The sequence below is a fragment of the Wolbachia endosymbiont (group B) of Sphaerophoria taeniata genome (assembly GCF_947179355.1).
GTDB lineage: Bacteria > Pseudomonadota > Alphaproteobacteria > Rickettsiales > Anaplasmataceae > Wolbachia.
The window spans coordinates 64,872-77,990 of the sequence record NZ_CAMXAW010000001.1 but is presented as its reverse complement, the minus strand read 5'-3'; the positions used below and the strand labels follow the sequence as shown (position 1 = coordinate 77,990).

Below are 13,119 nucleotides of genomic sequence, written 5' to 3'. Positions count from 1 at the left end.
TTATGAATTGTTTAAAAACAATCTTCTAATAAAAAAAACCAAATCCATCACAAGGATTATGACATGTGTCATAATAGTTATGATGCGAGTTAAAATAATTATGGCAGGAATTAGTAGCACAAGGTACAAATGGAGGTGTACAAGCTTGTGCACAGTTCGATACTGGTACTGGTAAAGCTGCTGGTAAATTATAAGCCATTGGAGGTGTGCAAGCTTGTGCATAGTTCGATACTGGTAAAGCTGCTGGTAAATTATAAGCCGTAAATGGCAATTTTGGTAAATTACTGTAATTATAAACCATAATAATCCTTTGAAAAATACTATGATATTATTGTACTTTAAAATAATTAAAGATTTCATAACTTGATTGCTAAATCTAGCATGTTAACAACATTATGATTTAAATTTCTACCCTATCTTCGCCAATTTTGCATACAGCCCATCTTTACTCATTAGAGAATCATGAGTTCCCACTTCTTCTACTTTCCCGCAATTAATCACTATAATCTTGTCAGTTTTGAGTGCGGTTGATAGCCTGTGCGTAATTATAATTGTTGTTCTGTTTTGCATTAACTTGCTCAGTGCTTTTTGCACTAGGTTTTCACTTTTATAATCAAGAGCTGAAGTTGCTTCATCAAGTATTAAAACCTGAGGATTTTTTAGTATTGCTCTTGCTATTATGATGCGTTGTTTTTGTCCTTCAGAAAGTTTTAATCCTCTTTTTCCTACAAATGTATCAAATTTATCAGGCAGCTTATCAATAAATTCCATCGCATAAGCGCTGATAGCTGCTTGCCTGACTTCCTCATATTCAGCACACGGTTTGCCGTATAGTATATTTTCCATTATTGAGCAAGAAAATATCATGTGATCTTGTGGTACTAAGCCAAACAGCGATCTTAGATCATTTAGCGCAATTGTCTTAATATTCTGTCCATCGATAGTAATACTGCCTTCACTTGGATCGTGAAAACGGAGCAGAAGCTTTAAAATGGTGCTCTTGCCACTGCCAGATGGTCCAACAATTGATACTGATTGGCCTGCCTCTATAGAAAATGATACGTTATTTAATGCTGGCTTATCAGCATAAAAAAATGTTACATCGTTAAACGCAATTTCTTTTTGAATACTATTAATTCTTATAGGATTTTCGCCATTTACTATAGAGCTTTTCATGTTCGTAAACTCAAACAAACGCTCTACTATTCCAAGACCTCGTTGTAAATCACTGATATTATCGCTCAAATTATTTATAGCTCCTGCCGCAAGCGCTGAATAAAACACAAATGAGGAGAGTTCTCCAATGGTCATATTATTACTTAAGACTTCTTTTATTCCAAAAAAAAGCAAAATAACTAGCGAACCTATCACACACGTGATAACTAGAGTTACTAAAATAGCACGCAAGAGTACTAATTTTACGTATGATTTTGATACTGAGTTTAGATGTTTCTGAAAACGAATTTTTTCATTTTCTTCTAGTACAAATGATTTAATGGTTACTATAGATCTAAAATTTTCCTCACTAAATGATGCAAGCTCACTTAATTTATCCTGAGCAAAGCGTGCATAATTGCGAACTTTTTTTCCAAGTGAAGTCATGATAATGAGCAGTATGGGTATTATTGCAGCTGCATATGCGGTTAAATGTAGATTTGTATATAATAACATGGCAACACTGCCAATTAATATTACAAAATTTCGCAATATGGTGAGTAGGCTGCTATTTATTATTGATTGCAGCGCAGAGGTATCAGTAATGAGTGCTGAGATAACATCTTGTACGCCTGTGTTTTCAAAGAAACTTGGTTGCAAGTCAGTGATACTGCTATATAAGTCGTATCTGATTCTTGCGATAACTTTTTCGCTGCCAATGCCAATGAAATATAACCGAATAAATGCAGTGAAAGAAATGCCTAAAACTATCAGTATTGAAACTACGAGCTTGGTAGTAAAGTTATGCTCTGCGCCAGAATCAATTATGTTGCTTAAGCCCCTACCAAAAAGAAGAATCGTTAAAGCTGAAAATAGAACTGCAATAAAAGCTACGGTAAAATAATGTAGATTAGGTTTTATATAATAAAATAACTGCTTAATGTTAGATCGCATTTTATTTTTAAGTTAATTATATAGATTTTAGCTTCAGGAAAAAGTTACAATATTAGTTTACAGTGTACTTCGTTAGAGCAATACGTTCAAGAAACTTTAGCTTCTGAAGGAAAAACGCTGCGAAATTACAGAAAGTTAGCAAAAAAAACTACTGAATAGACCAGAGTTTAATATTCATTTTGTTCCAATATGTAATGCTACTATTCCATAGCTCATATTATAGAACTCAACATTCTTAAAGCCTATCTCTTCAATTTCCATTTTAAAATTAGTTTGAGTTGGAAATTCTCTGATGCTTTTCACTAAATATTCATAAGAACCCTTATCTTTAGCAACTATGCTACCAATTTTAGGAATTACTTTAAATGAGTATAAGTCATAAAATTTGGTGAATATCTCATTTTGATAATGCATAGGGGCAAATTCCAAGCAGACAAATTGTCCATTTTGCTTCAATACCCTATATGCTTCACTTAAAGCCTTTTTACGGTCAGAAAAGTTTCGAATACCAAAAGCTACTGTATAATAATCAAATTCAGAATCTTCAAATGGTAAGCTCTCTGCATTTGCACATACCCAATTGAAATTTAGCTGATTTGAATTTATTGCTTTATCACGCCCTTTGTCCAGCATGTTTTGATTTATATCACATACTGTAACTTGAGCACTTGGTTCACCTCTTGCTATTCTTATAGCTATATCTCCGGTTCCTCCAGCAATATCCAAAACCTTGGAGTTCTTTTTAAAATGCACACTACTTACCATCTTCTCTTTCCATAGCCTGTGCATTCCAAGACTCATTATATCATTCATGATGTCGTAGCAATTTGCTACAGAATCGAAAACCTCTTTAACTAGTTGTGATTTATCCATATTTTATATAGAGATTGCTTACATAATTATTTTAAACTTTAGCAGTTAAATTAATATACTAATGAGAAAAATATACTACAATTAAACATATTTAATCCAGTAAATCATTAGTGTCGACAGCTTTTTCACAAAATATCATCTCTCTTATTATGATATTATCTGTAGCAGTTGTTGATATGGCAACAGACTTATACTCAGTTGCATTGCCAAGTATTGCCAACTATTTTAAGGTGAAAGGTAATATAGCGCAGCTTACGATCAGTTTAAATTTAGTAGGAGTTGCAATATCTGGATTAATTTATGGCCCACTGTCAGACTATTATGGTAGGCGCCTAATAATGCTGATTGGTATGACAATTTTTACTTTGGCAAGTATTGTATGTTGCATAGCTGATAATATTATACTTTTAATATTAATCCGGTTTATACAAGGAGCTGGAGCTGGTGTTGCAGGCGTTGTCGGATATGCAGCAATCAGAGATATGTACTCAGGTAGTGAATACTCAAGAGTAATCTCAAAGTTAAATATGGTAGTAGCGCTTTCACCTGGAATAGCTCCAGTAATAGGCAGTTATATGATTTCACATGGATATAGTTGGAAATTTTTGTTTTTTATCATATCATTTGCAGCAATTGTTATGCTCATTTTTATTTACTTGAAGCTGCAAGAAACGCTCACTGTAAATAAAAATCAAACCAACATAGCAATCAATATCTTCAAGCAATATATATCAATATTCAGGAATTATCGTTTCCTTGGGTTTTCAGCCATTCATGGATTAACTTTCATTTGGCTTTGGGCATATATTGCTAACTATCCATTCATATTTGAATCAATGGGCGTTAAAGTACAATATTTTGGCTATCTTATATCAATCATAGTTATATTTTACATAATTGGAACTTTAATTAACAGAAGGTACGTACCAAAAATAGGAGTGAGCAAGATGCTAATCATAGGTTTGGTATTACCAATAATATCTGATGGTTTATTGGTATATTTTTATTTCATGAACAAATTGAACGTACTTATTCTTCAAGTTCTTTGGATTCCGAGCAATATAGGGCTTGCACTCGTAATCAGCAATAACGTAACTTCTGCTTTAGAAACGGTCAAAAGTATAGGGCTTGGTAGTGCAGTTCTCTCATTTTGCAATATGATGTTTGGGGCTATTGGAATATACATAGTAGGAAAATTCTTTTCTTATGGCATTTTACCAAATTTACTATTAACAGTTGTATGTTCTATAATTGCAATTCTTATATATAGTTTACTTAAATATACTGAAAAACACGAAGGATAATCATTATTTCTACAACCCAGATTTCATGAATTATTAATTACCTTACTATAGTAATGCAATTTTATAGAGAAGTGTTAAATGGATTATTTAATCAGAGATATAGATGCTGCTTTACTTGATGCTGCTAAAAGAGGTGATCTTAATGAAGCAAAGCGCCTAATAATTGAAGAAGCTGATGTTAATGCATATGATGGATCTCAAGGTAATTCTCTATATTGGGCTGTTAAAAATAATCATTCTGATATAGCAAAAGTTCTATTAGATAATGGAGCAGATTTTATTGCTTATGACTCTTCTCGAGAACGCCACGTGTTAAATAAATACGAAGAAGTAAAAGCTGAGCATTGTAAGGTTTCTCTACATCTGGCTGCCAGACTTGGCGACTTGAAAGCAGTAGAAGACCTATTAAAGAAAGAAGCAAATGTTAATACAAAAAATGATAAAGGACAGACTCCTTTAGATTTAGCTAAGACAGAAGAAATAAAAAATCTATTACAAAGCATAAAAGATGCCAATGACAAATTGCTTGAAGCTGCTAAAAGCGGTAATATTGATGATGTAGAAAATCTGTTAAATAGAGAAGAAAAAGTACAGGTTAACGCAGAAAATGAATTTGAAGAGACCCCTCTACACTTATCTGCTCAAAATGGACATAAAGACGTAGTGGAATTTCTACTCAGCAAAGGAGCAAAAATTGATGCAAAAAATGAATTTGAAGAGACTCCTCTACATTTGGCTGCTCAAAATGGACATAAAGGTGTAGTAGAATTTCTATTCAGTAAAGGAGCAAAGGTTGATGCACAAAGTGATGATCTAAGCACCCCTTTACATTTTGCTGCTAAATATGGACATAAAGACGTAGTAGAATTTCTACTCAGCAAAGGAGCAAAGGTTGATGTAAAAAATGAATTTGAAGAGACTCCTCTGCATTTTGCTGCTAAAAGTAGATATAAAGATACAGAAAGGATAGTAGAATTTCTACTTGATAAAGGAGCAGACGTTAATGCACAAAATAATGCAGGAGAAACCCCTTTACATTTAATTCTTCAAAAAATAGACCTAGATATAGATACAGATAAATTCTACACTCTACTGAACAAAAAAGGCATCAATGTTAATCTAACAGATAAAAATAAAGAGACTCCTTTGCATTTTTTTTTAAAAAAGAAAGCGATGGAGATACCTGAATTGGACGATCTACTGAAAGTAGAAAGTATCAATGTTAATTTACAAAATATAGATGGAAAGACTCCTTTACACCTGGTAATTGAAAAAAACAACTGGAATACATTACCTAATGTATCGTGGAGCCGTGAAAAGATGGTCGATATTCTAATAGAAATGAAGGCAAATGTTAATGCAGTAGATAAGGATGAGAGGACTCCTTTACATTGGGCTGCAGGATATGGTAGAAAAGAGATAGTAAAAGCTCTAATAAACGCAGAAGTAAATGTTAACGCAGTAGATAAGGATAAGAGGACTCCTTTACATTGGGCTGCAAACTATGATAGAAAAGAGATAGTAGAAGCTCTAATAAACGCAGAAGCAAATGTTAATGCACAAGATAAATATGGAAAGACTCCTTTAGATTTAGCTAGCACAGAAGAAATAAAAACTCTATTACTAAAACCCCCCAAAAAAATTGATGACAGTATAGCATCAAAAGATAATGAAGTAGGTCAAGAGGAAGATGCTGGACAAGAAGGTAATGTCCAACCAAGTTTACAAGAACAAAAGGAGATCAGTGCAAAAAAAGAAAGTGATGTAAAAATTGAAGCTGCTGATAATGGACATTCTATTGACAGCTCTTTTTTTGATAATTTGCTTAATATAATTATGAAGCCCTTTTCTTTAATTGCATCATTTTTTGGTGGGTTTTTTTCATGGTTGTTTGGGTCTGACACTGACAAATCTACATCACAAACCGATGCTAGATGCGAAGGAGAGAGTAGTAGTTGCGATTACGATGCAACGAGAATAGATGAGTAGGATAACGCAAGAGATCTCTACAAGGAAGGGTGTCATCCCAGTGTCTGGGCACTGGGATGACACCTCTGGGCACTGCCGTCATAAAGGAACCAGTGTCAGCTATTCGGATGACACCATCTTGGATGGAAATAACGTCACGCACTGGAATGACAGCAGCAGATACTGGGGACAGGAAAAGGCCACTTAAATGACAAGAAAAGGCTACTCGGATAACAAGAAGGGGAACACCGGTTTCAATACTTGCACATTAAAGTTTCTAGGTTTGAGTAGTGGAATCCGATTCAGTGTGAAAATTAGCAAACTCCTTTTTGAGCTGTAGAATAAAATTTTTTATTTTAATGAAAAAATTGCTTCCGCATACTCAAGATGCCATTATAATGATGGTAGAGATATTTAGAGAGCTCAAAATCTATCTCAGTCTGCAGACCTTTTAACCAATTTTTCAATAAAAATTCAGCCACATCTGTTGTGTGTACATTCTGAATCTTTTTTATACAGGAGGATTTTATGTCCAGAATTCCAGATATTTGACCTTTACTTTAGCTAATAACAGGCGCCTGTAGTTTTTATAATTAGTGTTAACACGGTTTTTCTACTTTTTTTTTTCTTAATGTTTTAACTCAATACACACCATCATCATTTACTGCTTCTAAATATATCATTGCTAAACACACGCCGCTGTGTATTTCTATAGATAACTCATTGCCTAAACTTCGATTAAAGCAAGAATTCTTTCCTGGAAAAGCAAGGTTACTAAGGTACAGTTCCCATTTTAATCCTTTAGTTGATATTTGAGCTTTCGGTATACCAAGTAAGGACATTTTAGTATTTTTTAGCAAAGAGGAAAAATAGGTAATACCCTTTTGTAAGGCGTACCCCACCATGGAAGGCGAAGGCATATAAAAGATACTATCTGTACTTGAAAAAATGTTGATATTTTGTAGTATATGATCAATTGCTCCTCCAGTAATACCCGTTACTATTGATGGCAATAACTTTACTGTTTTTAAGTGAGCCATTGCTTTAGAAAAGTCGCAATAATCTTGATCAGGTAGATATACTGTATTTAAATTAGCACGTAAATTCGGATTTATACTATCCAAATCTCCTATTACAAGATCAGGTTTTACGCCAATTGATAGAAGCTTGTTTGCTCCTCCATCTACAGCAATAACAGGTATATCTTGTTTAAAAAACGATGAATCAGGCATTTCTCCATTTAGTACTACAATAGAACGATATTCTTGCTCCACGCTACAATGTAGCATATGGTTATAAAACGCTCCGTGCAGTTTTTGCATCGTAGTAACATTTTTGAACAATTGATATTATACTGGTCACTAATCCAGCAATATTACTGAGTATCACAAAAGTTAAACCCTGACAAATACCGTAAATAAGCCAAGATGATGAACAAATAAGATAATTCACCAACATTAGCATCGATACGTCACGAGTAAGTTTTGTGATATATGCTCTATATACTTGAGGCAATAACCCAATGAGAGATGTAATGAACGCGATGAAGCCAAAGCATTCTTCAATATTTATATACATACATTTTCCTACGTTTGTTTTAACAAGATCAGGTTCAAAGGGTTGTACTTTATGTACTCTCAGCTTTTTTAGAGCACCCCTAATGCGTGTAATTTATAACATCATTTAGTCTATTAATCAAGAAATTAACAGTGACTTGCATTCATGAAACCCAATCGGCTTCTATGCTAATTATTATCCAAACTAATAGTCGGCTGTGCATCCTGCTCAGAGATCAGAGCAACTAGCAAATTGTTTATCAATTGAACCTTTTGTTTTCCATCCAATTGTAAGCTTTTATTTTTTTCAAAATGGGCTATTACTTCTTCGATAATTCCTATTGCATTTTGCACTATATGCCTTCTTGCAGAGGTGATGGCATGTGCTTGTTGACGTCTCAGCATTGCTTGTGCAATCTCAGATGAATACGCCAAATGCGATATTCTCGCTTCTGTAATTTCAATTCCAGCAATATTCAATCTTTGTTGTAGCATTGATCTCAATTCATTTGAAATTTTATCAGAATTTTTACGCAAAGATTCCTCATCGTTTTCGCTATCATACGGATAATTACTTGCCAGTTCTCTAATTACCGAGTCACTTTGCACAAAAACAAAATCATGATAATTATTAACATTATAATATGCCTTCGCAGGACTGCTCACTCTCCAAACAATTACTACTGAAATCTCTATCGGACTTCCATTAGCATCATTAACTTTAATTTTTTCTGTATTGATATTCTGAAATTTCAAAGAAACTCTATATTTACTCGAAAATGGAAGCGTTACGCATATTCCAGACTTAAAATAAGTTCCAATATAATGACCAAAAAACTCTATCACTCTTGCTTCATTAGGATCATTAACGAAAAATCCTTGAGAAAAAGTCAATATTGAAACAGCAGCAACTCCAAGTGCAATTGTGCTGTCATACACAAAAAGTACCAATAAAATTAACCCTAGCGCTATTAGTACAGGAAAAGCCTGAATTTTACTTAGATTTCTATCACTTATCGTATTTTTATCTGTGCTGTCTTTATCAGATTGCTTTTTCACTTGCACCCTCTCTGCTGATTATTTCATCTACCTTACTTACAAATAATTTAAACTCTCTTAATTCACGATCAGGCAACTTTATCTCATTGCCATGAGCTATCGTAAGCGGATCAATATGTTTACCATTATATATAACTTCATAATGTAAATGAGGTCCTGTTGCAACACCAGTGCTGCCAACATAAGCAATGATTTGTCCCTGCTTTACTTTAGAGCCTAACTTTACATCGCTACTAAATTTGCTTATATGTGCGTAACAAGTTGAATATTTATTGTTGTGCTTTATTTTGATGTAATTCCCATAGCCACCATTCTTTCCTATATATTCTATTACACCTTCTGCAGTGGCGTGTATAGGAGTGCCAAGTTTAGCTGCATAATCTACTCCTTTATGAAAAGCAATTTTACCATGAATGGGATGCTTTCTATTACCAAAATTCGAGGATATACGAAAATCTCCGTTTAAAGGATTTACAAAAATTTCGCTACTCTTCAAGCTTACCCCCTCTTTATTAAAATACACTTCTTTTGCTTCTTGTGACTCATAATGATACAAGCTAATGACCTTTTTATCTGTTGTCAGTGAAGTATATAAAATTTTTTCTTCAGCCTTCTGATTACTGAGTGATTTTTCACACAGCACCTCCAATTTGCTTTTGGGCACAATGTCTTTTTTAAAATCTACACCATAACCTTTATATATGTCGATTAATCTCATTACTGTATTTGGCGCCAAACCTTCTGCGTCAAAAAAAGAGGATTTTATGTCACTGGATATGAATAACAACTTTCTATCACTTTCTGTCACCAAAGCAGCTTTTTTTTTCCTGATCCCGTGCTGAAGTAACGCTGGAAAGTGGTTTAGGTTGCTTTCTGTTATTCCAGTGCTTGAACAGTTTTTTAATCGAAAATGTTGTATAGCGTGCTGTTTACAATCAATTTCCAGTGTCTGGGCACTGGAATGACAATAGTATTTCTGCGCAAATGTTTCAGTTGCATATGCTGGTAAAATACAAAGCAGTGGAAGTATTACCAGCCTCATAGTTTATCAGCAAAAATAAAATTACCTTCAACATACTGCACATCATCATTATCTTCTAGCTCTTCAACTAATGTAGATAATTTATCAATTAATTCTTTGTCGCTCACTTCAATCAGGTCCTTTGGTTGCCATGAAAGACGAGCAAGTTCTGGTTCTCCAAATTTTGTATAGAAAGCATCACGCACTCTACCAAAATCTTTCACTTCACAAGTTATAACATATAATTCTTCCTTGTTATTCTCCTCAACATTCAATACTTCTAATTCAATTCCATAGTTAAATAAATCTTCAAAATTTATACCCTCTGCTTTATAGACAATTAAGCCTACATGATCGAAAAGGTAACTCACACATCCTGTTTCTCCCAAATTACCGCCTTTGCGAGAAAAGATATAACGTATCTCAGAAGCAGTTCGGTTGCGATTATTTGTCAGAGCATGGACAATAAGTGCAGCACCAGAAGGTCCGCAGCCTTCATATTGTATTTCTTCATAACTTTCTCCAGCAACGTTACCAGCTGCATTTTTTATTGCTGTTTCTATTTTATCTTTTGGTAGATTTTCCTTTCGCGCAGAAAAGATAGCAGAGCGAAGACGTGGATTAAGCTTGGGATCAGGTAGCCCTTGTTTTGCAGCAACTGTTATTTCCCTAATGAGCTTCGTAAATTTTTGCGAGCGCTTTGCATCCTGAGCACCTTTTCGATGTTTTATATTTGAAAACTGTGAATGACCAGCCATAAGAAAACTAATTCACCCCTTCTACTAACATATTTTCATACTGCTCAGCTTCTAAGTCAAGGCCAAGAGCTAAGTGAGCTGTTATTAAATAACTAATAACTCTAGAAGAATATTTAGAATCTTTATTGCTTATCATATCTTGAAAACGCTTAATTGCTGCTAAATATTCACCACGCTTTAGGTAAAATTCACCAATAGAATACTCTTTTTTTGATATATGTTCTGTGATTAATTTTTCTTTTTCTTTGATCTCTTCTATATATTCGCTATTCGGAAAAAGATTAATATATTCAGTAGCTAGCTCTAAAGTTTTATATGCAATTTGTTGCCCAAGCTGCACTTTGTTAATTTGCATGTAATAAGATAATACTCTTAAGTAATATACATATGGCAAATCTTCACCATTTGGATAAACGTATATATAATCATCCATATCACTTGCAGCACCGCTGTATTTACCCATATTATAGTGAGAAACCCCAGACAATAATTTGGCTTTCATTGCCCAATAAGATAAAGGATACAAATCCTCTATCTTTTGAAATGCTCTAATAGCTTGCTTATATTTTTTCTGATCATAAAGCTTAACTGCCTCCTCATATAGTTCAGTTTCAGTGTGTTCAAGATCATTCGCATACGACTGCGTGAAGGGGCAAGTCAGAAGAAAAAAGCATATGATTAAAGTCTTATACATAAGATTTTTTTTGATCAAAATAAAGTATAGACTAAATATTACCTAAATAAACAAATTTTTGGCATTATCATCGAACGAAAAGCGTCTCTTGGCCACCATTACCTATATTGCTCGCACCACCACCTATTGCAACACCCTTTCCACTCACTTCTACGTTCTCTAGCTTTCTACTATAAGAATGTGTGATCAATCCACTTCCTACCATCAAAAGAGCAATACCTACCAGACCTAAAGCAGGCCCAACAGCAGATGATGCTAATGCTACTCCAGAAATCAATATTATTTTCCTGATTAGTAATAAAGAAGAACCAGCGAGCATTAACTTAGCTGAAGACATATTGCTTGTCTTTTTTTCAAACTTCTCATCAAAGTCTTGCTCTTTTTCTACTTCATATTTTTTACTTTTCTTGTACTCGCGATAGCAGAAAGTAGCACTCGCTACAAAGTAAAATAGACTAGAAATTGAAAAAGCTACGTCTCCTATTATTCCTTGCTCCAATGCTTCACCTACTATGCTAGCCACAATAACTAATGTAACTAAAGCAGCATCAGCATAGTTAAAGTAATCATCAACGGTACAAGGAAGATCTCTCTTTTCTTTTTCTACTGTTTTCCCACTTTCAATATTCTCCAATTCTCGTTCTTTTTGTGCTATTTTTCTATTATTATAAATTAAATATAGCGTGCAAATAAGGGATAAGACTGTGAAAGGTAATATAGTATGGCCTAATGAGCTGCTTATAAGGCCAAGTAATACCTGATCGCTACATGTTTTTTCGAGCTCAATTGCCATCAATAATGCAAATGGAACCATTGTTACCAATGATACACATTTCCTATGTAGCTCTCTTTTTTTTAGTGTTAATAGTTCTTGTTCGAGCTTTTTGCTTTTTTCTTCCTCTCTTTCTTTTCTGACTTCTTCATCAACTGTTGGCCAAAAATCCCAGAAAAAATCTTCCATTTTAGCACCTTTTTTACCTTTGGATCTTTTTAAAAAAAACTTAGTGCCTGTAATACTAGTCATATGAACAGACCAACTTATGAACTAATACATTATATAGGATTTTAATTACTAAGTCAATATTATGAAATTATTAACTTTCTTTGTATACTCTTAAGCAATTTAGTCAATCTGTTTGATGCCAGCTAGAACGTAATTATAGCCTGACCACATAGTCATAACAGCCGCAGCCCATAAGCAAACCACACCTATATATTTAGTTGCTTCATAATCACTCATTATTAACGCTACTATAGCAACCATCTGCAAAAATGTTTTAATTTTCCCAGCCTTACTCACAGGTAAACTAACGTTTGTAGCTATCAAGAACTCCCGCAAGCCTGAAACTAATATCTCCCTACAAACAATTATAACTGACGGTATAATTGTAATATCATCTATCTTATGCTTATAAACTAGCATGATTATTGTTGAAGCTACTACTAACTTGTCGGCAATTGGATCAAATAACTTGCCAAAATTCGATTGGACTTTCCATGCACGCGCTAAATAACCATCAAAAAAATCTGTAATGCACGCAAACATAAAGATCAATATTGTTATTAGACTTGCATACTTACTCTCTATATAAAAGCTTGATATTATTGCCGGTATTGCGAGCGCACGAGAAATTGTTAGCAAATTAGGCACGTTTTTCTTAAGCATGTCACATCACCCTACGTAGTAGATAAATTTATACAGAAGTACAATAGAGTTCACAAGCTAATAGTTGAACATTCATAAAAACCCCATATACTTAGGAAATTACTAACAATA

Annotated in this window: 12 protein-coding genes and 1 riboswitch; of the genes, 2 read left to right on the top strand and 10 right to left on the bottom strand. The window is 33.9% G+C overall.

The window, feature by feature from the left end; translation table 11 throughout:
• Nucleotides 1-408 precede the first annotated feature (408 nt).
• Together ONG75_RS00430 and ubiE are read right to left on the bottom strand one after the other, a co-directional pair.
• Nucleotides 409-2,109: an ABC transporter ATP-binding protein gene (locus ONG75_RS00430; RefSeq protein ID WP_264375476.1), complete on the bottom strand. Its 1,701-nt coding sequence runs from the start codon at nucleotides 2,107-2,109 to the stop codon at nucleotides 409-411.
• Nucleotides 2,110-2,283: 174 nt separating this feature from the next.
• On the bottom strand, nucleotides 2,284-2,982 hold the full coding sequence (gene ubiE / locus ONG75_RS00425) for a bifunctional demethylmenaquinone methyltransferase/2-methoxy-6-polyprenyl-1,4-benzoquinol methylase UbiE (protein WP_264375475.1): 699 nt from the start codon (nucleotides 2,980-2,982) through the stop codon (nucleotides 2,284-2,286).
• A 149-nt stretch (nucleotides 2,983-3,131) separates the two neighbouring features.
• Here ubiE and ONG75_RS00420 point away from each other — a divergent pair, with 149 nt between their 5' ends.
• Complete coding sequence (locus ONG75_RS00420) at nucleotides 3,132-4,286, top strand: Bcr/CflA family efflux MFS transporter (RefSeq protein ID WP_264375474.1); 1,155 nt, start codon at nucleotides 3,132-3,134, stop codon at nucleotides 4,284-4,286.
• 78 nt (nucleotides 4,287-4,364) lie between these two features.
• A complete protein-coding gene (locus ONG75_RS00415; RefSeq protein WP_264375473.1) occupies nucleotides 4,365-6,275 on the top strand; it encodes an ankyrin repeat domain-containing protein in 1,911 nt (636 codons plus the stop codon).
• Between the two features lie 620 nt (nucleotides 6,276-6,895).
• Here ONG75_RS00415 and ONG75_RS00410 read toward each other — a convergent pair.
• The 8 genes from ONG75_RS00410 to pgsA form a co-directional block, all read right to left on the bottom strand.
• Entirely contained in the window at nucleotides 6,896-7,576 is a 681-nt protein-coding gene (locus ONG75_RS00410) for a thiamine diphosphokinase (protein ID WP_264375472.1), read from the bottom strand.
• Nucleotides 7,548-7,832, bottom strand: coding sequence for a SemiSWEET family sugar transporter (locus ONG75_RS00405; protein ID WP_264375471.1), 285 nt, complete (start codon nucleotides 7,830-7,832; stop codon nucleotides 7,548-7,550). The genes ONG75_RS00410 and ONG75_RS00405 overlap by 29 nt, the downstream gene beginning before the upstream one ends.
• Nucleotides 7,821-7,923, bottom strand: a riboswitch (TPP riboswitch). (Overlaps the previous gene by 12 nt.)
• A 76-nt stretch (nucleotides 7,924-7,999) precedes the next feature.
• On the bottom strand, nucleotides 8,000-8,869 hold the full coding sequence (locus ONG75_RS00400) for an SPFH domain-containing protein (protein WP_264375470.1): 870 nt from the start codon (nucleotides 8,867-8,869) through the stop codon (nucleotides 8,000-8,002).
• A complete protein-coding gene (locus ONG75_RS00395) occupies nucleotides 8,853-9,911 on the bottom strand; it encodes a M23 family metallopeptidase (protein ID WP_264375469.1) in 1,059 nt (352 codons plus the stop codon). The genes ONG75_RS00400 and ONG75_RS00395 overlap by 17 nt, the downstream gene beginning before the upstream one ends.
• A complete protein-coding gene (locus ONG75_RS00390) occupies nucleotides 9,908-10,648 on the bottom strand; it encodes a YebC/PmpR family DNA-binding transcriptional regulator (RefSeq protein ID WP_264375468.1) in 741 nt (246 codons plus the stop codon). The genes ONG75_RS00395 and ONG75_RS00390 overlap by 4 nt, the downstream gene beginning before the upstream one ends.
• Before the next feature lie 7 nt (nucleotides 10,649-10,655).
• Nucleotides 10,656-11,342 carry an outer membrane protein assembly factor BamD gene (gene bamD / locus ONG75_RS00385; protein ID WP_264375545.1) on the bottom strand — a complete coding sequence of 229 codons (687 nt, stop codon included), beginning with the start codon at nucleotides 11,340-11,342 and terminating at the stop codon, nucleotides 10,656-10,658.
• 67 nt (nucleotides 11,343-11,409) lie between these two features.
• On the bottom strand, nucleotides 11,410-12,366 hold the full coding sequence (locus ONG75_RS00380; RefSeq protein WP_007302576.1) for a hypothetical protein: 957 nt from the start codon (nucleotides 12,364-12,366) through the stop codon (nucleotides 11,410-11,412).
• A 99-nt stretch (nucleotides 12,367-12,465) separates the two neighbouring features.
• Nucleotides 12,466-13,008 carry a CDP-diacylglycerol--glycerol-3-phosphate 3-phosphatidyltransferase gene (gene pgsA, locus ONG75_RS00375; RefSeq protein ID WP_006012406.1) on the bottom strand — a complete coding sequence of 181 codons (543 nt, stop codon included), beginning with the start codon at nucleotides 13,006-13,008 and terminating at the stop codon, nucleotides 12,466-12,468.
• Nucleotides 13,009-13,119: the final 111 nt, after the last annotated feature.